The organism is Marinitenerispora sediminis, from assembly GCF_003336425.1.
Lineage (GTDB): Bacteria > Actinomycetota > Actinomycetes > Streptosporangiales > Streptosporangiaceae > Marinitenerispora > Marinitenerispora sediminis.
In genome coordinates this window covers 37,120-59,063 of record NZ_QEIO01000013.1, presented here as the reverse complement: position 1 = coordinate 59,063, position 21,944 = coordinate 37,120, and the positions used below count along the sequence as shown (strand labels likewise).

General features: G+C 73.9%; 19 protein-coding genes. 12 read left to right on the top strand and 7 right to left on the bottom strand.

Annotation, left to right across the window (positions count from 1 at the left end; translation table 11 throughout):
• Positions 1–136 precede the first annotated feature (136 nt).
• From DEF28_RS04115 to DEF28_RS04105, 3 genes are all read left to right on the top strand, one after another.
• A complete protein-coding gene (locus tag DEF28_RS04115; protein WP_114396534.1) occupies positions 137–1,126 on the top strand; it encodes a malate dehydrogenase in 990 nt (329 codons plus the stop codon).
• 121 nt (positions 1,127–1,247) lie between these two features.
• Positions 1,248–2,216 (top strand): acetylxylan esterase, encoded by a 969-nt coding sequence (locus tag DEF28_RS04110; protein WP_114396533.1) that lies wholly within the window; start codon positions 1,248–1,250, stop codon positions 2,214–2,216.
• Between the two features lie 134 nt (positions 2,217–2,350).
• Entirely contained in the window at positions 2,351–4,861 is a 2,511-nt protein-coding gene (locus tag DEF28_RS04105; RefSeq protein ID WP_114396532.1) for a DEAD/DEAH box helicase, read from the top strand.
• Positions 4,862–4,981: 120 nt separating this feature from the next.
• Here the strand turns inward: DEF28_RS04105 and DEF28_RS27435 are convergent, their stop codons facing one another.
• Positions 4,982–5,803: an SAM-dependent methyltransferase gene (locus DEF28_RS27435; protein WP_258862200.1), complete on the bottom strand. Its 822-nt coding sequence runs from the start codon at positions 5,801–5,803 to the stop codon at positions 4,982–4,984.
• A 301-nt stretch (positions 5,804–6,104) separates the two neighbouring features.
• On the opposite strand from DEF28_RS27435, the gene DEF28_RS04095 reads away from it, so the two are divergent.
• Positions 6,105–7,433, top strand: coding sequence for an alkaline phosphatase family protein (locus tag DEF28_RS04095; protein WP_114396531.1), 1,329 nt, complete (start codon positions 6,105–6,107; stop codon positions 7,431–7,433).
• A gap of 54 nt (positions 7,434–7,487) precedes the next feature.
• Here DEF28_RS04095 and DEF28_RS28285 read toward each other — a convergent pair whose 3' ends face one another.
• Both DEF28_RS28285 and DEF28_RS28280 read right to left on the bottom strand, forming a co-directional pair.
• On the bottom strand, positions 7,488–7,949 hold the full coding sequence (locus DEF28_RS28285) for a cytidine/deoxycytidylate deaminase family protein (RefSeq protein WP_233515079.1): 462 nt from the start codon (positions 7,947–7,949) through the stop codon (positions 7,488–7,490).
• Entirely contained in the window at positions 7,946–8,632 is a 687-nt protein-coding gene (locus DEF28_RS28280) for a RibD family protein (protein ID WP_233515078.1), read from the bottom strand. Before DEF28_RS28280 ends, DEF28_RS28285 begins: the two co-directional genes overlap by 4 nt.
• Before the next feature lie 45 nt (positions 8,633–8,677).
• Here DEF28_RS28280 and DEF28_RS04085 point away from each other — a divergent pair, with 45 nt between their 5' ends.
• The 5 genes from DEF28_RS04085 (at position 8,678) to DEF28_RS04065 (ending at position 14,481) form a co-directional block, all read left to right on the top strand.
• Positions 8,678–9,184, top strand: coding sequence for a TetR family transcriptional regulator C-terminal domain-containing protein (locus DEF28_RS04085; RefSeq protein ID WP_114396530.1), 507 nt, complete (start codon positions 8,678–8,680; stop codon positions 9,182–9,184).
• A 138-nt stretch (positions 9,185–9,322) separates the two neighbouring features.
• Positions 9,323–10,651 (top strand): glycoside hydrolase family 15 protein, encoded by a 1,329-nt coding sequence (locus tag DEF28_RS04080; protein ID WP_114396529.1) that lies wholly within the window; start codon positions 9,323–9,325, stop codon positions 10,649–10,651.
• Positions 10,652–11,164: 513 nt separating this feature from the next.
• Positions 11,165–12,580 (top strand): ABC transporter substrate-binding protein, encoded by a 1,416-nt coding sequence (locus tag DEF28_RS04075; protein WP_114396528.1) that lies wholly within the window; start codon positions 11,165–11,167, stop codon positions 12,578–12,580.
• The gene (locus tag DEF28_RS04070) at positions 12,577–13,587 is read left to right on the top strand and encodes a carbohydrate ABC transporter permease (RefSeq protein WP_114396527.1); all 1,011 of its coding nucleotides are present in this window, start codon (positions 12,577–12,579) and stop codon (positions 13,585–13,587) included. The genes DEF28_RS04075 and DEF28_RS04070 overlap by 4 nt, the downstream gene beginning before the upstream one ends.
• Positions 13,588–14,481: a carbohydrate ABC transporter permease gene (locus DEF28_RS04065; protein ID WP_199493128.1), complete on the top strand. Its 894-nt coding sequence runs from the start codon at positions 13,588–13,590 to the stop codon at positions 14,479–14,481.
• A gap of 653 nt (positions 14,482–15,134) precedes the next feature.
• Here the strand turns inward: DEF28_RS04065 and DEF28_RS04060 are convergent.
• Positions 15,135–15,350: a helix-hairpin-helix domain-containing protein gene (locus DEF28_RS04060; protein WP_114396526.1), complete on the bottom strand. Its 216-nt coding sequence runs from the start codon at positions 15,348–15,350 to the stop codon at positions 15,135–15,137.
• Positions 15,351–15,793: 443 nt separating this feature from the next.
• Between DEF28_RS04060 and DEF28_RS04055 the strand changes: the two genes are divergently transcribed.
• The gene (locus DEF28_RS04055; protein WP_114396525.1) at positions 15,794–16,636 is read left to right on the top strand and encodes an IclR family transcriptional regulator; all 843 of its coding nucleotides are present in this window, start codon (positions 15,794–15,796) and stop codon (positions 16,634–16,636) included.
• A gap of 259 nt (positions 16,637–16,895) precedes the next feature.
• Here the strand turns inward: DEF28_RS04055 and DEF28_RS04050 are convergent, their stop codons facing one another.
• From DEF28_RS04050 to DEF28_RS04040, 3 genes are read right to left on the bottom strand one after another with little or no spacing between them, the layout of a single operon-like run.
• Positions 16,896–17,555 carry a response regulator gene (locus DEF28_RS04050; protein ID WP_114396524.1) on the bottom strand — a complete coding sequence of 220 codons (660 nt, stop codon included), beginning with the start codon at positions 17,553–17,555 and terminating at the stop codon, positions 16,896–16,898.
• Positions 17,552–18,703 carry a sensor histidine kinase gene (locus DEF28_RS04045; protein WP_114396523.1) on the bottom strand — a complete coding sequence of 384 codons (1,152 nt, stop codon included), beginning with the start codon at positions 18,701–18,703 and terminating at the stop codon, positions 17,552–17,554. The genes DEF28_RS04050 and DEF28_RS04045 overlap by 4 nt, the downstream gene beginning before the upstream one ends.
• Complete coding sequence (locus DEF28_RS04040; RefSeq protein ID WP_114396522.1) at positions 18,700–19,533, bottom strand: CPBP family intramembrane glutamic endopeptidase; 834 nt, start codon at positions 19,531–19,533, stop codon at positions 18,700–18,702. The genes DEF28_RS04045 and DEF28_RS04040 overlap by 4 nt, the downstream gene beginning before the upstream one ends.
• Positions 19,534–20,318: 785 nt before the next feature.
• On the opposite strand from DEF28_RS04040, the gene DEF28_RS04035 reads away from it, so the two are divergent.
• Together DEF28_RS04035 and DEF28_RS04030 are read left to right on the top strand one after the other, a co-directional pair.
• The gene (locus DEF28_RS04035) at positions 20,319–21,152 is read left to right on the top strand and encodes a CoA transferase subunit A (RefSeq protein WP_114433358.1); all 834 of its coding nucleotides are present in this window, start codon (positions 20,319–20,321) and stop codon (positions 21,150–21,152) included.
• On the top strand, positions 21,149–21,901 hold the full coding sequence (locus DEF28_RS04030; RefSeq protein ID WP_114396520.1) for a CoA-transferase subunit beta: 753 nt from the start codon (positions 21,149–21,151) through the stop codon (positions 21,899–21,901). The genes DEF28_RS04035 and DEF28_RS04030 overlap by 4 nt, the downstream gene beginning before the upstream one ends.
• Positions 21,902–21,944 lie beyond the last annotated feature (43 nt).

The following is a 21,944-nucleotide window of genomic DNA, read 5'->3' as shown; positions in this document are numbered from 1 at the left end:
GGGCTCACGGAGGCGGGGTGGCCGAACACTAGGGTGGGAGGCCGCGACACACACGAGCACCGGCGGGGCGCAGGATCGGCGCCGTGTGCTGCGAGGTACGATCGCGGGTCGCACCAGAGTGGTCAGGAGAAGAGGCATGGCTCAAGTTCCCGTCAACGTCACCGTCACCGGCGCGGCTGGTCAGATCGGCTACGCGCTGCTGTTCCGCATCGCCTCGGGGCAGCTGCTCGGGCCGGACACCCCGGTGAGGCTGCGGCTGCTGGAGATCCCGAAGGCGGTCAAGGCGGCCGAGGGCACCGCCATGGAGCTCGACGACTGCGCCTTCCCGCTGCTGCACGGGATCGACATCTTCGACGACCCGCGTCAGGCGTTCGAGGGCGCCAACGTGGCGCTGCTCGTGGGCGCCCGGCCGCGGACGGAGGGGATGGAGCGCGGCGACCTCCTGGAGGCCAACGGCGGGATCTTCAAGCCGCAGGGCGAGGCCATCAACGCCGGGGCGGCCGACGACATCCGCGTGCTCGTGGTGGGCAACCCCGCGAACACCAACGCCCTGATCGCGCAGGCGCACGCGCCGGACGTGCCGGCCGAGCGGTTCACCGCGATGACCCGGCTGGACCACAACCGGGCGGTGTCGCAGCTGGCCGGGAAGCTCGGCGTGCAGGTGACCGAGATCAGCAAGCTCACCATCTGGGGCAACCACTCCGCGACCCAGTACCCCGACATCTTCCACGCCGAGGTGGCCGGCAAGAACGCCGCCGAGGCCGTGAACGACGAGGGCTGGCTGCGCGACACCTTCATCCCGACCGTGGCCAAGCGCGGCGCGGCGATCATCAAGGCGCGGGGCGCGTCCTCGGCCGCCTCCGCCGCCAACGCCGCGATCGACCACGTCCGCGACTGGGTGCTCGGCACCCCCGAGGGCGACTGGACGTCGGCGGCCATCGTGTCCGACGGCTCCTACGGTGTGCCGGAGGGCCTCATCTCCTCCTTCCCGGTGGTCTCGCGCGAGGGCCGGTGGGAGATCGTGCAGGGCCTGGAGATCGACGCGTTCTCGCGCGAGCGCATCGACGCCTCGGTGCGGGAGCTCGGCGAGGAGCGCGACGCCGTCCGCGCGCTCGGCCTCATCTGACCCTCCGGCCGCGCGGCCGACTCCGGCGGCACCGCGCGGCCGTATCCGGCCGCGCCGCCGCCCCGCACCCCCGCATGCCCCGCCCGCCGACCGCGGGCGGGGCGTGCGTAGGCTGCCGGGCATGCCCCTCAGCGACCTCTCCCCCGACCAGCTGCGCAGCTTCCAGGCGCCGGGCACGGCTGCCGCCGACTTCGACGACTTCTGGGCGGCCACCCTGGCCGAGTCCGACCGGTTCGACGCCACCCCGAAGCTGACACCGCACCCGACCCCGCTGACCACGCTCGACGTGTTCGACGTCGAGTACGCCGGCTTCGGCGGCCAGCCCGTCCGGGCGTGGCTGCTCCTGCCCCGCGGGCGCGGCGGCCGGCTGCCGTGCGTGGTGGAGTTCCCGGGTTACGGCGGCGGCCGCAGCGACCCGCTGGACGCCCTCGTCTACGCCTCGGCCGGCTACGCGCACCTGCTCATGGACCTGCGCGGGCAGGGCAGCGCGGGCCGCTCCGGTGACACCCCCGACCCCGTGGCCTCCCCGCATCCGCACTTCCCCGGTTTCATGACCAAGGGGGTGCTGGATCCGCACGACTACTACTACCGCCGCCTGATCACCGACGCGGTGCGCGCGGTCGCCGCGGCGCGCCGGACCGACGGTGTCGATCCGGACCGGGTCGCGGTCATGGGCGCGAGCCAGGGCGGCGGGCTCGCGGTCGCGGTGGGCGCGCTCGTGCCGGACGTGGCCGGGATCGTCTCCGACGTCCCGTTCCTGTCGCACTTCCGGCGCGGCGCCGAGATCGCGAGCGAGGGGCCCTACGTGGAGCTGGCGCGCTACCTGCGGGTGCACCGCGACCGGGTCGATCAGGTGTTCCGGACCCTCTCCTACGTGGACGCGCTCAACTTCGCGCCCCGTGCCACCGTGCCGGCGGCGTTCAGCGCGGCGGCGATGGACCCGGTGACCCCGCCCTCCACGTGCTTCGCGGTGTACAACGCCTACGCCGGTCCCAAGGACATGCGGCTGTGGGAGTTCAACGGCCATGAGGGCGGCGAGGTCGCCGGGCACCGGCGCCGCCTGGAGTTCCTGGCGCGCGTGCTCGGCTGATCCGCAGGCGGCACCGCCGGGGTGCGGGCGGCCGGATCCGGCTGATCCGCCCCCGGCTTCGCCCGCCGAGCGCCGGGCCGCCGACCTGGTCCGAGGCGCCCCGATGGCCCGGGAGGTCTCCGGGAGCGGGCAGTATGGGGGGCGTGAGTCTCATCGATCAGCTGCCGGCAGACCCGGATCCCGATGCCCTGTTCGAGGCCTTCGCCGAGTGGGCCGACGACCGGGGGCTCACGCTGTACCCCCACCAGGAGGAAGCCCTCATCGAGGTGGTGTCGGGGTCCAACGTCATCCTGAACACCCCCACCGGCTCCGGGAAGAGCCTGGTGGCGGCCGGCGCGCACTTCGCGGCGTTCGCGCGCGGCGAGCGGAGCTTCTACACCGCGCCGATCAAGGCGCTGGTGTCGGAGAAGTTCTTCGACCTCTGCAAGGTGTTCGGGACCGTCAACGTCGGGATGATGACGGGCGACGCGAGCGTCAACCCGGGCGCGCCGATCATCTGCTGCACCGCGGAGGTCCTGGCCAACATCGCGCTGCGGGACGGCGCCGACGCCGACCTCGGCCAGGTCGTCATGGACGAGTTCCACTTCTACGCCGAGCCGGACCGCGGCTGGGCGTGGCAGGTCCCGCTCCTGGAGCTGCCGCGGGCGCAGTTCGTCCTGATGTCGGCGACGCTCGGCGACGTGGCGCGGTTCGAGGAGGACCTGTCCCGGCGCACCGGGCGCACCACCGCGGTGGTGCGCTCGGTCGAGCGCCCGGTGCCGCTGTTCTACTCCTACCGCACCACCCCGCTGCACGAGACGCTGGAGGAGCTGCTCGGCACGCGGGAGTCGCCCGTCTACATCGTGCACTTCACCCAGGCGCAGGCGGTGGAGCGGGCGCAGTCGCTGATGAGCATCAACATGTGCACCCGCGCGGAGAAGGACGCCATCGCCCGGGAGATCGGCAACTTCCGCTTCACCACGCGGTTCGGCCGCAACCTGTCCAGGTACGTGCGGCACGGCATCGGCGTCCACCACGCCGGCATGCTGCCGAAGTACCGCCGGCTGGTGGAGCGGCTGGCGCAGTCCGGGCTGCTCAAGGTCATCTGCGGCACCGACACCCTCGGCGTGGGGGTGAACGTGCCCATCCGCACCGTGCTGTTCACGGCGCTGAGCAAGTACGACGGCAGCCGGGTCCGCCGGCTGAGCGCCCGGGAATTCCACCAGATCGCCGGCCGGGCCGGGCGCGCCGGGTTCGACACGGTGGGCAACGTCGTGGTGCAGGCGCCCGAGCACGTGGTGGAGAACGAGAAGGCGCTGGCGAAGGCGGGCGATGACCCGAAGAAGCGCCGCAAGGTGGTGCGCAAGAAGGCGCCGGAGGGCTTCGTCGGGTGGGACCAGACCGCCTTCGAGAAGCTGATCGCCGCCGAGCCGGAGCCGCTGACCTCGCGGTTCCGGGTGAGCAACGCGATGCTGCTCAGCGTGATCGCGCGCCCGGGCGACTGCTTCGCGGCGATGCGGCACCTGCTCACCGACAACCACGAGGAGCGCCGGAACCAGCGGCGGCACATCCGGGAGGCGATCGCCATCTACCGGTCGCTGCTGGACGGCGGCATCGTGGAGCGGCTGCCCGAGCCCGACGGCGACGGGCGCACCGCGCGGCTCACCGTCGACCTGCAGCCGGACTTCGCGCTGAACCAGCCGCTGTCGACGTTCGCGCTGGCCGCGCTGGAGCTGCTGGACCCGACCTCGCCGAGTTACGCCCTCGACGTGCTCACGGTGGTGGAGTCGACGCTGGACGACCCCCGGCAGATCCTCGCCGCCCAGCAGAACAAGGCGCGCGGCGAGGCCGTGGCGCAGATGAAGGCCGACGGGATCGAGTACGAGGAGCGGATGGAGCGGCTGGAGGAGGTCAGCTACCCCAAGCCGCTGGAGGAGCTGCTCGACCACGCCTACCAGGTGTACCGGCGCGGCCACCCGTGGGTGGGCGACCACCCGCTGCGGCCGAAGTCGGTGGCGCGCGACCTGTTCGAGCGGGCGATGACCTTCACCGAGTACGTCGGCCACTACGAGCTCGCCCGTTCCGAGGGGCTGGTGCTGCGCTACCTCGCGAGCGCGTACAAGGCGGTCAGCCAGACGGTTCCCGAGGACGCCAAGACCGATGAACTGCTCGACCTGATCGAGTGGCTGGGCGAACTGGTCCGCCAGGTCGACTCCAGCCTGCTGGATGAGTGGGAGCAGCTGACCAACCCCGCGGACGAACCCGGCGAACGCGCCGTGGAGGAGCGGCCGAAGCCGGTGACCAGCAACCCCCGGGCGTTCCGGGTGCTGGTGCGCAACGCGCTGTTCCGGCGGGTGGAGCTGGCGGCGCTGCGCCGCTACGACGAGCTGGGCGCGCTCGACGCCGAGGACGGCTGGGACGCCGACGAGTGGGAGGACGCGCTCGCGGAGTACTACGCCGAGCACGACGAGATCCGGACCGGGCCGGACGCGCGTGGCCCGCGGATGCTGCTCATCGAGGAGGGCGCGGACACCTGGGAGGTCCGGCAGATCCTCGACGACCCGGCGGACCACCACGACTGGGGGATCTCGGTCGAGGTCGACCTCGCCGCCTCCGACGAGGAGGGCCGGGCGGTGCTGCGGATGCGGGACCTGGACCGGCTCTGACCTGAGTGAGGGGGTCGGTCGGCGCCGCGCCGGCGGCCGTGGGGGCGGCCGCGGGCCGTGGGGGCGCGCACGCGGCGTCGCCCCGCCCGACCGGTCCCCGGCGCCGCGGTGCGGCGGGGCTCAGGTGTGGACCTTGCGCCCGACCGCTCCCTTGCACCAGATCATGTCGGGATCGAAGACCTGCTCGGGATCGTCCGGGCGCCACGCGGAGACGCACCCGAAACCGGGCGGCACGAGTTCGAGCCCGTCGAGCAGCGCCAGGACCTCCTCGCTGGTGCGGAACTTGAGCCGGCCCAGGGTCTCGCCGCCGACGACCTCGGCCTTGGCGGCGTTGCCCGTGCCGTCGTTGATGAGCGTGGCGAGGCAGAGGTAGGAGCCGACGGGGAGCGGCGCGAGCACCTCGCGGATGATGCCGGGGGCGTCGTGCTCGGGCATGACGCGGTGCAGCGCCCCGGCGACGAGCACGGCGAGCGGCTCGTCGAAGTCGATCAGCTTCTGGTCGCGCAGCGCGGCCATCATCTCGCGCGGTTGCAGCAGGTTCGCGTAGATGAAGCTGGTGTTGTGGTTGTCGGCGAGCAGCGCCCGGCCGTGCACGAGGGCGACGGGGTCGTTGTCGAGGTAGACGACCCGGGTGTCGGGCGCCTCGGCGTGCGCCGCCTCGTGCACCTTGCGGGCGGAGGGCAGGCCCGAGCCGACGTCGACGATCTGGCGGATGCCGGCCTCACGGGTCAGGAAGCGCACCACCCGGCGGACGAACCCGCGCCCGGCCTGGGCGATATCCACCAGTTCCGGAGAGACCTGGCGGAGTTTCCGGCCCGCCTCGCGGTCGACGGCGAAATTGTCCTTCCCCCCGAGCAGGAAATCGTACACTCGGATAACACTCGGATGAGTTGTGTCAATTTCCGGAAATTTTCCCCACTCCGCTTTTGGTTGACGCTTCATCCAATGCATGCTGTCATTTTCCATGGGAGGGCCGCCTCGTTCCTCGAACCACCGGCGCGCAGAGTGGACGCCGCAGGTTAACCCTAACTCGATTCCCGTGGCCGCGATCATTAACCAATCGTTCTGTAACCATTCCGCGTCGCTTACCTCCACCGGATGCAAAACCCGGGAAGAATCCTCCCGGAGGATATATTCACTGCCTGTGGCGAACCGGAAGCCCCGTCCGGCAGGATGAGATCCCATACGCGGCACTTCATGACTATTGGCGAACTTCGCACGGATGCGAGGAGACGATCGGCCCATGCGCAGAAGGTCCTTTCTGGCCACCACCGCGGTTTCGGCCATCGGTGTGGGCGTCCTCGGACCGGCCGCCCAGGCGCAGGCCGCCTGGGGCGCGTCTTCGCCGTTCCCCCGCTCCCGGGCCGACCACGTCGTGCTCATCGACTGGGACGGCATCGACCCGCGCTACCTGGACCGCTACCTCGACACCCCGCGCCTGGCCAACCTGCGGGCCCTGCTGACCTCCGGGAGCGAGGCGGTCGCCGGGTGCACCTACAAGGCGGTGTCCAACCCCAACCGGGCCAGCATGGCCACCGGCGCGTGGCCGGCGGTCCACGGCAACGCCGCCTACGTCCTGGACCCCGCCACCGGGCGCGCGGTCGGCCAGTCCCGGACCGTGAACGCCGAGACCGTCGCGCAGAGCCTGCGCCGCCAGGGGCGTACCGTCCTCGCCGCCGGCTGGTACATCGTGGAGGGCCGCGGCGCCGCCTACGGCGACCCCGAGGGGCTCTACACCCAGGGCGACACCTGGGAGGAGAACCTCGCGTCCGTCACCGCGGTGCTGCGCGGCGAGCCCGTGGACTCCGGCGGCACCGAGGTCACCGTGCCGCGCGTCCCCGACTACATCGCCGTCTACGCCGCCGACATCGACTCGATCGGCCACCGCGAGGGCCCCGACTCGCCGCGCATCCCGGTGCGGCTCGCGGAGATGGACGCCGGGATCGGCGTGCTGGTCGACGCGGTCCGCGCGGCCGGTATCCACGACCGCACCGCCTTCGTGTTCGTGTCCGACCACGGCATGACCGGCTACACCCAGTCGCTGGAGCCGCAGGTGCTCGGCGCCATCACCGCGGCGGGGCATCCGGTGCAGCGGCTCTACTCCGGCCAGTCCCCCGCTCCGGACACCGAGGTGGTGCTGACCGCGAGCCCGCGCGCGGCCAACCTCTACCTGCGCGGCGCGGCGGCCGAGGAGCCCGCGCGCACCCGGCTGGAGGAGCTCCTGCGCGGCCTGCCCGAACTCGAAGGCGTCTACAACCGGGCGGAGCTCGACGCCATGGGCGCGGCGGCCAGCGAGGGCGACTTCGCCATCGAGGCGGTGCCGCCCTACGCGTTCATCGACCCGGCGGCGGTGGACGGCCTGCCGCGCGGCGGCCACGCCAGCACGCGGGAGGCCCTCGCCCCGCTCGGGTTCGCCGGAGCCGGGATCGCGGTCGGCCGGTCGCTGGCGTCGCCGCGGATCGTGGACGTCGCCCCCACCGTGAGCCACCTGCTCGGGGCCGAGCCGCCGGCCGACGCCCAGGGGCGCGTCCTGGTGGAGGTGCTGGAGGCGGACGAGCCCTCGATCGCCTAGGACCGCGGGCCCCGGGCCGGGCGGGCCGGCCCGGGTCGGTGGCGGCGGTGCAGGTCAGCTGAGCAGGTGGGCGTTCACCTCGCGGACCAGGTGCGCGAACTCCGGTGCCTCCACGACCGTCCGCCCGGCGGCCCGCAGGCGCTCGGCGCCGTCGCAGTCCACGAACAGCGAGGGCTCCCGCCACGCGAACACCACGCGCGGGAGCACGGTGTCGAGGATGAGGCAGCTGCACGGGCGGGGGCGGGACGCCCGGGCCGAGCATGGCTCCAGCGAGCTGTAGACGGTGGCCGCGGCCAGCCGGGGGTCGTCGGGTGCCAGGTCGCGCAGTGCGGCCTCCTCGGCGTGGTCGTGCGGGTCGTCGCGCCGCGAGTACCCCTCGGCCAGCACCGCGCCGTCCGCCGCCACCACGACCGCCCCCACGGAGAAGGCGGTCGCCGAAGGCGGACAGCGCCGGGAGAGGTCGATCGCGGCCCGCAGCCACCGGCGGTCCGCGGCCGTGAGCACCGCGCCGTTCACGACGCGGCCCCGTCGAGCAGGTAGCGCAGCACCACGATGCCGCCGATCGTGCGCGCCTCGGCGAGGCGCATGGGGTGGTCCGGGCCGTGCGGGAACCGGCCGGGGCGCACGAAGGTCGGCGCGGCGGCGCCGCCCACGAAGAACGGCGCGACCGCGAGCCGGATCTCGTCGGCCAGCCCGGCGGTGAGGAACGCGGTGTGCACGGCGCCGCCGCCTTCCACGAGCAGCCGGCGCACCCCGCGTCCCGCGAGGTCGGCGGTGATCCACCGGATGTCCGGCTCCACTCCGGCGGGCACGACCTCGACCCGGCAGGCGTCGGCGAAGCGCCGCGCCGCGGCTGGGTACCCGCAAGCCCCCACGTAGAAGAGAGTGGCCGCGTCGCCGCCGAACACCCGGGCCGTCGGCGCCAGGTCGCCGGTGCCGCTCAGCACGACGCGGGTCAGGCTCGCGGACCGGCCGGCGGCCAGCCGGGCCTCGCGGCGCGCGGCGGAGCGCACCAGCAGCCTCGGGTCGTCGCGCCGGATCGTCTCGGCCCCGACCAGGATCGCGTCGCATCCGGCGCGCAGTTCGTCGACCTCGTCGAAGTCCGCCTCGTTGGAGAGCCGCAGCCGGTCCGGGCCGGCATCGTCGATGCGGCCGTCCACCGACATCGCGCAGCTCAGGATCGTGTAGGGGCGCGTCATGTCTGCCAGCGTAGTCGCGCGGCGACGGCTCGGGCGGGGCGGCAGATGCTCACTGCGGCCACCAACGTGCAGGGGCAGAGCCTGTACACGGCCTTCGGCAACAAGGATGCCCTCTTCCACACCGCACTGGCCGCGTACTGCCATCGCCAGATCGACGGGCTCGCGGACGCCGCCGCTTCCGCCGCCACCGCGTGGGAGGCGGCCGTCGCCATCGCGCTGTACCAGGACCCGGGCCGGCTCGGCCTGCGGCCGTGGGGATGCATGCTCGCGCGGGCGGTCGCGGAACGGGGGCGGCGGGACCAGCGGGTGCGCGAGCTCGCGGCACGGACCTACACGGCGACCGTCGAGGCGTTACGCGCCCACATGGACCGTGCCCTTCAACGCGGCGAAATCGCGCCGATCATCCCGCTGGCAGAACTCGTCGAGGCCGGCTACGCCTACTCGCAGGCGATGGCGCAGCTGCGGGCCACCGCCCCCGACGACGCCGCGTTCGAGCCCAGCCGCGCGCACGCCCGCCGCGCCCTTGACGCGCTCGCCGGGCTCGGCCGCTGAGGTCCGTCCGCGCACCGTCGCCGCTGGCGTGCCCTAAGATGCCGGCGCCCCGGTTCGCCGGGTGGGTCTCGGGGAAGCTGCAGGTGGACGGACCCGTCGCCCCGGTAGCGCGGGCCGTGATTCGTCGGGGAGGTCGGGATGCAGGCCGGGACGAGGGTCGTGACGCTGGACGGGCCGGAGCACCATCCGCCGGGGACGCTGGGTACCCGGGGCACCGCGTGGCGGCCGGAGACGCGGCTGTACTCCGACGGCGTGGTGGTCGGCGCGGACGGCACGCCGCTGGTGGTGCCGCCGGGCTCGGCGGTCCGGCGGGTCCCGGGCACCGCTCTCCTCGACCCGTCCGGGGCTCCGCTGGACGGGGCGGCCGAGGCCACTCCGGAGGCCGTGGCGGCGGGGCGGGCGGCATTCGCGGCCACCCGGCCGCCGGGGCGCGGGTCGCGCCACGCCGGCATGGCGGACTGCGCGCTGCTCGACCTGCACGCCCTGACGTACCCCAACGGCGCACTGGTCGCCGCCGCCAGCCCCTACTGGCGGTACGTGTGGCCGCGCGACACCGGGTACGCGGCCGTGGCGCTGTGCCTGGTCGGCGCCCACGACGCCGCACTGGACGCGATCCACTATGTCGCCCGTATGCAGGAGCCGGACGGGACCTGGCAGGCCCGCTACCTGCCGGACGGTTCGGGCCGGGTGCCGGACGAGCGGGGCATCCAGCTCGACGGCATCGGCTGGACACTGTGGGCGGCCTGGGTCTGGGTCCGCACCGCGCCGCGATCGCGCGGCGCGGAGGCGCTGGCCGGGCTCCGCCCGATGCTGCTGGCCGCCACGCGGGCGATCGACGCGGTGGTGGACCCGGACACGGGTCTGCCGCGTGCCACTCCGGACTACTGGGAACAGGAGGTCGCGGAACCGACGCTGGGCACCGTCGCGCCGCTGCTGCTCGGCGCGCGCGCCGGAGCCGACCTGCTCGGCCAGCTCGGCGAGGTCGCGTCCGCCGGCGTGTGCGCGGCCGCCGCGCGGCGGCTGCGTGCAGGGCTGGACCGGTACTTCGCACCGGCCGATTTTCCGCGGCGGCCGGGTGGCGGCCGGGACGCGTCCGTGGCGTTTCTGCTGCCGCCGTTCGCCCGGCAGGCGCCCCGGACGGTGGCCGCGTGGCGGCGGGCGCTGGACGCGCTCCGGCTCGCCAACGGGGGGTTGCGCCCGGGCGAGGAGTGGCCGGACACCGCGACCGCCTGGACGCCGCAGATCTCGCTGTTCGCGATGGCGGCCGCCTCGGCCGGAGACGGGGAGACGGCCCGCGAACTGCTCGACTGGCTGGACGTGCGGCGGACCCGGCTCGGCGCGCTGCCCGAGAAGGTCACCGCCGAGGGCCGTCCGGCCGCGGTGGCACCGCTGGCGATCACGGCGGCGAGCGTCCTCATCGCGCTGGCCGCTCTGGACGGCCGGCCGCTGCCGATTCCGCCGGAGTGAGACGGCGGCAGCGGGAGTGCCGCCGCGCACGGACGTGCTCCCCTGCCGCCGCTGGGCTCGCTGGCGCTCGGTGCGGCCGTCCTGGACCTGGCGGTGCCGGCCGTGCACGTGGCCAGCCAGCGCGTCAGCTACCCGCCGCGCCTTCGACGCGGGCAGCCGCCCGATCGCCGGTCGCATGGTCTGCTGCTCGATCGGCAGCGCCCTCGGCGCCGTCACCGCGACCGCGTGCTACGCGGCCGGCGGGCGGCCGATGGGTGGCCGGCGGTCTGCCTGCTCGGTGGCGCGATCGGCCCCGCGGCGTTCCTGTGGTGGGCGCCGACCGCGCGCGGGGGCGCTCCGTCGGCTTGGCGCCCGGGGGCAGTGGCCGAAGCAGGCCCGGCGCGGACTCTGGTCTCACCGGCCCGATGGCCTGACAATCGAGGGTCCAGCGACCATCACCCACCGCACGCGCGCGATCACCACCGGCGCCGGAACCCGGAGCCGCGGCCCGCCGCGTACCCGACTGGAGGACCGATGTCCGTGCCGAACGACCCGCGGAACCGGCGGCGTGGCCGCGTACCGCGCGCCGTTCCGGTGCTGGCCGTCGTCGCGGCCATGCTGCTGGCCACGGGATGCCAGTTCGGCCGGGAACGCGACGACGCGGGCATCACCTTCTGGACGCCGCACGTCACACCGGGCCGGATCGCCCAGCAGGAGGCGACCGCGCGGCGGTTCACCGAGCGGACCGGCATCCCCGTGACGGTCGTGCCGATGGGCGCCGCGGACCAGAACCAGGCGCTGGTCACCGGGGTGGCGTCCGGGAACGTGCCGGACGTCATCCTGCTGGCACCGGACCAGGCGGCGACGTGGACCCGGCAGGGGCTGCTCGACACGGAGACGGCCGAGGACGTGGTCGCGGACCTCGGACGCGCGACCTTCAGCGCCCGCGCGCTGGACATGGTCACCCTTGACGGCCGGCTGGCGGCGGTCCCCAGCGACGGCTGGGGCCAGGTCCTCGTCTACCGCAGGGACCTGTTCGCCGCGGCCGGGCTGGAGCCGCCGGACTCCCTGGAGCGGATCGCCGCGGCCGCCCGGCGGCTGCACGGCGACGGCATGGCCGGGATCGTGCTCGGCACCCGGCCGGGCGACCCGTTCACCACCCAGACGCTGGAGGCGCTGCTCCTCGCCAACGGCTGCGAGCTGGTCGACGGCTCGGGCCGCATCGCGCTGGCCTCGCCCGCCTGCGTGGAGGGGCTGCGGCTCTACACCGAGATGGCGGCCGCCTCGGTGCGCGGCGACCAGGACGTGGAGACCACCCGGGCGGCCTACCTGGCCGGCGAGGCGGCCATGCTGTTCTGGGGGTCGCACATCTTCGACGAGCTCGCCGGCCTGGCCCCCTCCTTCCCGCCGACCTGCCCCGAGTGCGCCCGCGATCCGCGCTTCCTCGCCGAGAACTCCGGCGTGGTGACCACCCTAACCGGGCCCGACAACGACGTCGGGGTCCAGTACGGCCTCACCCTCAACCTCGGCGTGCCGCGCGGGGCCGACGCCGAGCCGGCCGGACGGTTCGTCCGGTACCTGCTCGGCGACGGCTACCTGGAGTCGCTGGCCGTCTCCCCCGAGGGCCGGGTGCCGATGCGGACCGGCACGCCGGAGTCGCCGAACTCCTTCGCCGACGCCTGGGCGCGGCTGCCCGCGGGGGAGGATCCCGACACCCGCACGCCGCTGGCGGAGGTGTACGGCGCCGGTACCGTCGCGGCGATCGTCCACGGCGCGCAGCACTTCCGGCGCTGGGGCTACGGCACCGAGGACGCCGTGCTCGCGGGCGCGCTGTCGGCGCAGAACACGCTGGTGGCCGACCTCGGCACGCTGTTCGAGACCGGCGATCCGCGTCGCTACGCCCAGGGCATGGCCGAGGCCGCGGCCGGTGTGCGGGCGGACGTCGAATGAGCGGGCTGGCAGGCGGAACGGCGCGGCGCGACGCGGCCGGCGGCCCGCCGGAGCCCGGCCGGCACCGGCCCTCCCGGCGGCGGCTGACCCGGCGGGCACGCGAGGAGCTGCACGGCCGGCTGCTCATCTCGCCGACGCTGCTGGTGGTCGGCCTGGTGGTGCTCGCGCCCTTCGCCGCGGGCATCATGCTGGCCTTCCAGCACGTCCGGCTGATCGACATCCGGTCGCTCACCCCCGCCGACCTGGACTTCACCCTCCGCAACTTCACACGCGTGCTGGGCGGCCCCGGCTTCTGGGCGGCGGCCCGCACCACGCTGGTGTACGCGACCCTGACGACGGCCGGGTCGGTGCTGGCCGGGCTGGCGCTGGCGCTCGCGCTGCGCCGGCCGTTTCCGGGGCGCGGACTGCTGCGCGGGCTGGTCCTGGTGCCCTACGTGCTGCCGGTCGTCGCGGCGGCCACGGTCTGGACCACGCTGCTGAACCCGCAGTACGGGGCGGTCAACGAGATGGGGCGGCGCTTCCTCGGGTGGACCGAACCGGTCAACTTCCTCACCACGCGCGGTGTGGACGTGGCGGGCCTCCCGGTGCCGGTGGCGCTGGGGGTGGTGGTCCTGTTCGAGGTGTGGAAGTCGTTCCCGCTGGCGTTCCTGTTCGTGACGGCGCGGCTGCAGGCGGTCCCGCGCGACGTCGAGGAAGCCGCGGTGATCGACGGCGCGTCGCCCGTCCAGCGCTTCCGGCACGTACTGCTCCCCCAGCTCGCCGGGGTGCTGCTGCTCCTGGCGCTGCTGCGGTTCATCTGGTCGTTCCAGAACTTCACCGACGTCTACCTGCTCACCGGCGGCGCGGGCGGCACCGAGGTGGTCGGGGTGCGGGTGTACCAGGAGCTGGTCACGCGGGCGGACATCGGGACGGCGTCGGCCCTGGGCGTGCTGATGACGCTGGCGCTGCTGGTGCCGCTCGCGCTCTACGTCCGGCTGTCGCGCGGCGAGCGGGAGGAGCGTGGTTAGGTGGCAGCGACCGCCCGGCGGCCCCGCCGCCCACTGGACCGGCACGCGGTCGAGAGCGCCGTGCTGGCCGTGCTCCGGATCGTGGTGATCGCGGTGGCGGCGCTGGCCGCCGTCGCTCCGCTGGCGTACGGGATCGTGCTCTCGGTCCGCCCGTTCGCCGACGTGGTCGCCGACCCGCTGGCCCTGCCCCGTCCGGGCGAGGTGGATGTCAGCTCCTACGGAACGGCGCTGCGCGACGAGGACTCCGGCGGTTTCGGTCTCGCGCGGTTCATGCGCAACTCGGTGGTGGTGGCGACCGCGAGCACGGTGCTGGCCGTGGCGTGCAGCGTACTCGGCGCCTACGCGGCCGTGCGGCTGCGCTTCTTCGGCCGCGACGCGGTCAGCGGTCTCTTCCTGGCGGTGTACCTGTTCCCGGGCATCGTGCTCGCCGTACCGCTGTTCGTGCTGTTCAGCCGGATCGGGCTCACCGGGACGCTGCCCGGGCTGGTCCTCATCTACCTCGCGCAGACGGTACCGGTCTCGCTGTACCTGCTGCGCAGCTACTTCCGGGCGGTCCCCGCGTCGGTGGAGGAGGCGGCGGAGGTGGACGGCTGCAACCGGTTCCAGGTGATCACCCGCGTCGTGCTGCCGATGGCGCTGCCGGGCATCACGGCGACCGCGCTGTACGTCTTCATGATCGCGTGGAACGAGTTCCTGTTCGCGCTGCTGTTCCTGGTCGGCGACCGCGAGCGCTGGACGGTCTCCCTGGGAATCGCCAGGCTGGCCGACTTCAGCATCCCGGCGCCGGTACTGATGGCGGGCTCGATCGCCATCACCGTTCCCGTGGTGGTGGGCTTCGTCCTGGCGCAGCGGCTACTGATCTCGGGCCTGACGGCGGGGGCGGAGAAGGGGTGAGGGGCGCCCCTCCCGGGATCGGCGCGGACGCCCGGGACGGCGTCCGGCGGAGCCGTGCCCACCGTCCTGTCGCTGGTGGCGGAGCCGCCGGAGACGTTTCCGAGCATGGCAGAGGGGGAGGAGAGCGTCCGGGCCACCGAGCGGCGGCCAGCGGGTCCGCGACAGGCTCACCGCCACCGGGCTGCCGGTGGTCGCGCCTGGTCTGGCCCCGGAGCCCGCCGTCGGCGCCGAGGTCCACGCCGGCATGGGGAACCGCCTCTTCCACAGAGGCGAGGCCGCGGTCGTCGTGAGCTGGAAGACCGGCTCCCAGCTGCGGAGTGATGCGATGGGAGACGTGCGACCGGCGCGGGTTCACTGCGGCGATCCGGCAGTCCGCAGAGGTCCAGACCGCGATGCGCGGCGTGGTGATCGCGATCCTGTCGGCGGCCGGGTTCGCCCCGCCACTCCCCAGGACCGCTTCCCTGGATCGTTGACGGGGTGTGCCGGAGCGCGCGTCCACGGCGACGGGGGCCGGGTCCGGGTGCGCGGACCGGCCCTGGCCCCTTCTCACTCCACGTCCATCTGACGATGTTCCGGCCCAGCCTTCGGCGCGGCGCTGACGCGTGTCGACCACGCGGGTCCGGTTCCGCCGCCACGTCGGGGGCGGCTCCCGCTCACGGAGCGGCGAAGGCGAGCCCCTTCGCCGCGAGTTCCGCTTCGAGGATCCGGATCGCCTTGGGCCCCACCCCGTGGAGCTTCAGGATCTCCTTGGAGGTCACCTTCGTGAGCTGGTCGTATGTCGTGTAGCCGTGGGCGACCAGCGCTCGGTGCGCTGGCCGGCCGATCGCCGGTGGGAACTCCGACGGCTGCGCCGCCTCCTGAGTGGCCATGCCGATTCCTTCCTGGTCGCCGACTCGCTGATGCCGGACCAGGTCGAGGCTAGGCGCTGCCAGTGACCATTCGGCGTGCCGTTCACCCCGCCGCGACGCCACAACCGGCTGGTCCGCGCCCCGGCTCGGCTTGGCTCGGCTCGGCTCGGCGATCGAGGGTCCGCCGACCGAACCAGGGTTGGCGGACCGCGGTGCAGTGATATGCCTCCGGCAGGCGAACGCGACGGACGGGGATCATCGCGCCGCGCGTTCCCCGGATAATGGGACCGCCTGACCAACGAGACGGGCGCCGACCGCGTGCCGGTGACCGCCCCGCGCGGCCAGCGTTCGGCTGCACGCGGCGCGTCCGCCATGGGAACATCGCGGCTGCGGCCGCACGCCGCTCCGAGGGGCCGGGGCGGACGGTCCAACGGCCAGGTACCACCGGCGGGGAGCACAGCACCATGAGCACCGAACCGAACGGCGCGAGCCGGTCCGCGGACTCGGCCGCGCCGCGCGGCGACCACTTCGTCCAGTCCCTGGAGCGCGGCCTCTCCGTGATCCGGGCCTTCTCCCCCGCCACGCGGGCCATGACGCTGAGCGAGGTGGCCCGCGCGACCGGGCTCACCCGGGCGGCGGCGCGGCGCTTCCTGCTCACGCTCGCCGACCTCGGCTACGTACGCACCGACGGACGGCTGTTCTCGCTGACGCCGCGGGTGCTGGAGCTGGGCTTCGCCTACCTCGCCTCGGCGGGCCTTCCCGAGGTGGCGCAGCCGCACCTGGAACGGCTGGTGGCGGAGGTGCGCGAGTCGTCGTCGGTGTCGGTGCTCGACGGCGACGACGTCGTCTACGTCGCGCGGGTGGCGACCTCCCGGATCATGGCGGTGTCGATCAACGTCGGCACCCGCTTCCCCGCGCACGCCACCTCGATGGGCCGGGTGCTGCTGGCGGGCCGGGACCCGGCCGAGCTCGCCGCGTACCTGGAGCGGCTGGAGGCCAGGCCGCTCACCCCGCACACGATCACGTCCCCGGCACGGCTGCGCGCGGAGATCGACCGCGTCCGCGCCCAGGGCTGGGCCATCGTGGACCAGGAACTGGAGGAGGGCCTGCGGTCGGTGGCCGCGCCCATCCGGGACCGCGAGGGCCGCGTCGTCGCCGCGGCCAACGTGTCGGCGCACGCCAGCCGGACGTCCGTGGAGGACATCCGACGGGACCTGCTGCCGCCGCTGCTCGCGACCACGGCCCGCATCGAGGCGGACCTGGAGCTCTGCACCCGGGCGGGCGGCGGGACGGCGCTGGGACGGTAGCCGGCTGTCCCGCACGGGTGAGCGGACGCTGAGCACGCCGCGCCCGGTGCCGCACCGCGCCGCGAGCCGGGAGGCGTTCCCCCGCCTCAGCCCGGACGCCTTGTGCGCGGCGGTACACGCGCCGCCGGCCGGCCTCCTCGACACCGAGACCGCCCCGGCCTCCCCGGGCCCGCCCGTCGGCAATGAATGAGGCCGGACGGGTCCCTCTCCGGGGGCGGATGCCTGTCGCCGCCCGCGCCCGGTGCTCCCGCCCGGGCCGTCAGGTCACCAGGCCGTGGCGGAAGGCGTAGACGACGGCCTGGACGCGGTCGCGCAGTCCGAGTTTGGCGAGGATCCGGGAGACGAAGGTCTTGACGGTCTCCTGGCTGATCACGAGGGTCCCGGCGATCTCGCTGTTGGAGAGGCCGTCCGCGATGAGGCGGAGCACCTCCAGTTCGCGGGGGGTCAGCGGGACCTCCGGCGGGGTGTCCTCGGCGGGCCGGATCCGGGCGGCGTACCTGCCGACGAGCTGGCGCGTCACCTCGGGGTCCAGCAGGGCCGATCCCATGGCCACGGTCCGGATGCCGTGCAGCAACTGGGCTGGCGGCGCGTCCTTGAGCAGGAACCCGCTCGCCCCCGCGCGCAGCGCCTCGTAGACGTACTCGTCCAGGTTGAACGTCGTCACCACGAGCACCTTGACCGGGTGCGCCACCCCGGCCCCGGCCAGCCGGCGGGTGGCCTCGATGCCGTCCAGCACCGGCATGCGCACGTCCATCACCACGACGTCCGGACGCAGCCGGCCGGCGAGGTCGACCGCGGTCTGGCCGTCCCCGCACTCGCCCACCACGTCGAGGTCGGGCTGAGCACCGACGATCGTCACCAGCCCCGTGCGGACCAGCATCTGGTCGTCGCAGATGAGGACGCGGATCGGTGCGGTCACACGGGCCTCCCAGCGGGGATGCGGGCCCGCACGACGAAGCCGCCGTCCCCGCGCGGGCCCGCGCTGAAGTCGCCGCCCAGGACGTCCACCCGTTCCCGGAGGCCGGCGAGCCCTCGTCCACTGCCCTCGGGGAATCCGGTCCGCGAGGCGGAACCGTCCGTACCGACCTCCACGGTGATGTCCCGCTCGCCGTGGTCCACCCGGATCGACGTGCGGCTTCCGTTGGCGTACTTCAGGGCGTTCGTCAGTGCCTCCTGTACGACCCGGTAGGCCACGAGGTCCGCGCTGCCGGTCGACTCCGCGGGGGTGCCCTCCTCGGCGAACTCCACTGGCTGCCCGGCCCGGCGCGCCTGCTCCACGAGCGTGAGGAGGCGGCCGACCGGCGGTGTCCTGGCCCCGGTGCCGTGGTCGGGGTTGAGCACGTCGAGCAGGTGCCGCAGGTCGGTGATGGCGCGCCGGCCGGTGTCGGTCACCGCGGTCAGGCTCTCGTCGAGGCGATCCGGCACCGCGGTCAGATACCGGGCCGCCTCGGCCTGCACGACCATCGCCGTCACGTGGTGGGTCACGACGTCGTGCAGCTCCCGGGCGATGCGGGCGCGTTCGGCGGCACGTGTCTCCTCGGCGACGCGGCGGCGGCGTTCGGCATCCGCCATCCGGGTGGAGCGCAGCCACGCTCCAATGCACCACACGAGGACCAGCGCGAGGTAGTAGAGCACGAACTCCCCCACCGGCTCCGTGCCGAGTCGGTGCAGCGCGACCGCCAGCGGCACGTACGCCGCGGAGAACAGGAGCGCCATGGCGCGCCGGTGCCATTCCAGGTGCGCCCCCGCGCTCAGCACCGCGAAGGCCAGCCCGGTGCCCGCGAGCGAGTGGTAGCCGCGGAGCTGGTCGAGGGCCAGGCCGAGCGAGGCCAGGGCCAGGCAGACGGCCGGCCACCGGCGGCGCACGGCGAGCGGGAGGCTCTGGAGGGCGACCGCCGCGACGGCCAGCGCGTCGAAGGGGCGGTCCGGCAGGCCGCCGAGCTGGGTCCCGTAGTTGTGGAACGCCGGCACGAACGAACCGACGAGGAGCAGCAGCCCGAACGGGAGATCCCGGACCGTGACGTCGAGTCGGCGCCACAGTTCCGGGAGCCGCCGAAGGTTCATCACCGGGGAAGTGTAGTGGCGGCGGTCCGGCTGCCGCGCCGGCGACGGGGGACCAGACGGCCGCGTCGGCGGGCCAGCCACATGAACACGATCGTGGCCAGCACGCAGAACACGATCGAGTACAGACTTCCCTCCGGGCCGAACTCGCCACCGGTGAGCAGCACCGGACCCGACATCGTGGCGTCCAGCAGCCCCTGCGCGGTGTCGTTGCCCGAGACCTCGGTGCTGAAGATGGCGGACGCGGCGAAGTTCCAGCCGAAGTGCAGGCCGATCGGCAGCCACAGGCTGCGGGTGGCGACGTAGGCGGCGGTGAGCATGCCGCCGGCCTCGATCGCGATGGCGATGGCGCCCCACAGGCTGGCATGCGGGTTGAGCAGGTGCGACAGGCCGAACACCAGGCCGGTCAGCGCCAGGGCGATCCACGTCCCGGTGCGCTGCTCGATGATCCGGAACAGGACGCCGCGCCACATCAGTTCCTCCGTCACGGCGGCGGCGGCCATGAAGCCGAGCAGCCCCACCACGCCCGTGACCGAGCCCAGGCCGTGGACCTGGTAGCCCCCGAGGAAGGCGATGTTCACGATGACGGCCGCGAATACCGCGACGCCGATCAGGGTCCCCAGGCCGGTCGCGGTAACGGCGCCCCTTCCGGCCAGCTCCGTGACCGGGCGACGCTCGGTCCGCCGCACCACCCACCGGTAGACGGGCACGGAGACCACCGCCGTCAGCAGGCCGATGGCCAGCGTGAGCCACGGGTCTCCCTGCACGGCCATGACCCCTTGACCGCCGAGGAAGGCGACCGCCGCGACGGCCGCGAATTGCCAGACCAGCCTCATGAAGACTCCTCCGCCGGATCCGCGACCGGAGCGCCGCGGCAGCGAGAACGCTACGGAGCCAGCGGCCCGAGATCGTCACCTTGCGGTGGACACCTGCGCGTAGCTCGCACGGGGGACGGATTCCACGATCGTGTCTGACCGGGACCGGGGGGCACGCCGGTCCGGCGGGGGCGTATTAGCCGAGGAAGGTGTGCCGCTCAAGCGCGCGGGCGGTTCATCCCCACATATGGGGCGCGCGGCCTGCGGATCTACCAGACATACGACCAGGGTTCATCCCCACGCACGTGGGGCGCACGCCGACATCGTGCACGGCACCCGGCCCGGCGTCGGTTCATCCCCACGCACGTGGGGCGCACTGACCCGCCGCCAGCGTGTCGAGGCGGAGCGGGGGTTCATCCCCACGCACGTGGGGCGCACATCCTGCTGCGCAGCGGACGCACCCCGGCGGCCGGTTCATCCCCACGCACGTGGGGCGCACCCTTTGCGACCTGGGGCGGAGCAAGGGTGTTACCAAAACGAAATCCACTCGTGGCGCCGAACAGCGAGACCAGCACCCCGCCATGATGCCGTACCCGGTGCCGCTCCACACCTCGCACCCCCAAGATGCGGCGGACCGACACGCGCGGCACACCCAGCACACCCCAGAACCGCCGCCGGTCTCGACCGCCGCCACCCCACTCCCCGCTTCCCCGCCCCTTGACCGGGGCCACACCCCGGGTTACGGTCGGGCGCATGGTGTTCGCTTCGAGAACATGCATTCGCGATACGAACAGGGACGCCGCCCCATGATCGTCTCCCTGGAGGAGGGCGTCCGCGAGCTCGTCCATGACGGGGACACGGTCGCGCTGGAGGGTTTCACCCACCTCATCCCGGTGGCCGCCGGGCACGAGATCATCCGGCAGCGACGTCGCGGCCTCACGCTCGTGCGGATGACCCCCGACATCGTCTACGACCAGCTCATCGGCGCCGGAAGCGCCACGCGGCTCGTGTTCTCCTGGGGTGGCAATCCGGGCGTGGGCTCGCTGCACCGGTTCCGGGACGCGGTGCAGAACGCGTGGCCGGCACCGCTGGAGATCGAGGAGCACAGCCACGCCGGGATGGCCAACCGCTACGTCGCGGGCGCCTCCGGCCTGCCGTTCGCGGTGCTGCGCGGCTACACCGGCACCGACCTCGTCGGGCGGACGGCGAACATCGCGGCCATCACCTGCCCGTTCACCGGCGAGCAGCTGACCGCCGTCCCGGCCCTCAACCCGGACGTGACGATCGTGCACGCCCAGCGCGCCGACCGGCGCGGGAACGTACAGATGTGGGGCATCACCGGGGTGCAGAAGGAGGCCGTCCTCGCGGCGCGGCGCTCACTGGTGACCGTCGAGGAGGTCGTCGACGAGCTGGAGCCGGTCCCCGGCCAAGTCCTGCTGCCGTCCCGGGTCGTGACCGCCGTGGCACGGGTGCCGGGCGGGGCCGCGCCGTCGTACGCGCACGGGTACTACAGCCGCGACAACGACGCCTACCAGGCGTGGGACCCGATCAGCCGCGACCGCGCGGCGTTCGGCCGCTGGCTGGAGCGCGAGGTGTTCGGCCGCGCCGCGGCCGCACAAGGCGGTGACGCCGCCCGATGAGCACGCGCGGCTACTCCTCCGACGAGGTCATGACGGTGACCGCCGCCCGCGCGCTCGCCGACGGCATGGCGTGCTTCGTCGGCATCGGCCTACCCAGCACCGCCGCCAACCTGGCGCGCCGCACGCACGCGCCCAACCTGTGGCTGGTCTACGAGTCCGGCACGCTCGGGGCCAGACCGGACACGCTGCCGCTCTCCATCGGGGACGGGGTGCTCGCCGAGACCGCGGACACCGTCGTCTCCGTCCCGGAGGTCTTCAACTACTGGCTGCAGCCCGGCCGGATCGACGTGGGGTTCCTCGGCGCCGCGCAGATCGACCGGTTCGCCAACATCAACACCACCGTGGTCGGCGACTACGACGCCCCGCGGGTCCGGCTGCCCGGCGCCGGCGGCGCCCCCGAGATCGCGGCGTCCTGCCGCGAGGTGGTGGTCGTCGTCCGGCAGAGCCGGCGCACCTTCGTGGCGGCGGTCGACTTCGTGACCTCGGTCGGCTACGGCAAGGGCCCCGGGGAGCGGGAGCGGCTGGGCCTGCGCGGCGGCGGCCCCTCCCGGGTCATCACCGACCTCGGTGTGCTGGAGCCCGATCCCCGCACCTGCGAGCTGACGTTGGTCAGTGTCCATCCGGGGGTGGAGCCCGAGGAGGTGCGCGCGGCCACCGGCTGGGAGCTCGCGGTCTCCCCCGAGCTCGCCACCACGCCGGAGCCCACCGCCGACGAGCTGGCGGTACTGCGCTCGCTCACGGGTAGGTGACCGACGACGGCCGGCCGCGCCGCACCGTCCACCGCGCCCCGAC

Coding starts and splice junctions, on each gene's coding strand:
- DEF28_RS27435 (WP_258862200.1), bottom strand. CDS start 5,803: ATGAAGCGTCAACCAAAAGCGGAGTGGGGAAAATTTCCGGAAATTGAC.
- DEF28_RS04105 (WP_114396532.1), top strand. CDS start 2,351: ATGGGGGGCGTGAGTCTCATCGATCAGCTGCCGGCAGACCCGGATCCC.
- DEF28_RS04085 (WP_114396530.1), top strand. CDS start 8,678: ATGCTCACTGCGGCCACCAACGTGCAGGGGCAGAGCCTGTACACGGCC.
- DEF28_RS04110 (WP_114396533.1), top strand. CDS start 1,248: ATGCCCCTCAGCGACCTCTCCCCCGACCAGCTGCGCAGCTTCCAGGCG.
- DEF28_RS04030 (WP_114396520.1), top strand. CDS start 21,149: ATGAGCACGCGCGGCTACTCCTCCGACGAGGTCATGACGGTGACCGCC.
- DEF28_RS04080 (WP_114396529.1), top strand. CDS start 9,323: ATGCAGGCCGGGACGAGGGTCGTGACGCTGGACGGGCCGGAGCACCAT.
- DEF28_RS04040 (WP_114396522.1), bottom strand. CDS start 19,533: ATGAGGCTGGTCTGGCAATTCGCGGCCGTCGCGGCGGTCGCCTTCCTC.
- DEF28_RS04055 (WP_114396525.1), top strand. CDS start 15,794: ATGAGCACCGAACCGAACGGCGCGAGCCGGTCCGCGGACTCGGCCGCG.
- DEF28_RS04060 (WP_114396526.1), bottom strand. CDS start 15,350: ATGGCCACTCAGGAGGCGGCGCAGCCGTCGGAGTTCCCACCGGCGATC.
- DEF28_RS04075 (WP_114396528.1), top strand. CDS start 11,165: ATGTCCGTGCCGAACGACCCGCGGAACCGGCGGCGTGGCCGCGTACCG.
- DEF28_RS04070 (WP_114396527.1), top strand. CDS start 12,577: ATGAGCGGGCTGGCAGGCGGAACGGCGCGGCGCGACGCGGCCGGCGGC.
- DEF28_RS04095 (WP_114396531.1), top strand. CDS start 6,105: ATGCGCAGAAGGTCCTTTCTGGCCACCACCGCGGTTTCGGCCATCGGT.
- DEF28_RS04115 (WP_114396534.1), top strand. CDS start 137: ATGGCTCAAGTTCCCGTCAACGTCACCGTCACCGGCGCGGCTGGTCAG.
- DEF28_RS28280 (WP_233515078.1), bottom strand. CDS start 8,632: ATGACGCGCCCCTACACGATCCTGAGCTGCGCGATGTCGGTGGACGGC.
- DEF28_RS04035 (WP_114433358.1), top strand. CDS start 20,319: ATGATCGTCTCCCTGGAGGAGGGCGTCCGCGAGCTCGTCCATGACGGG.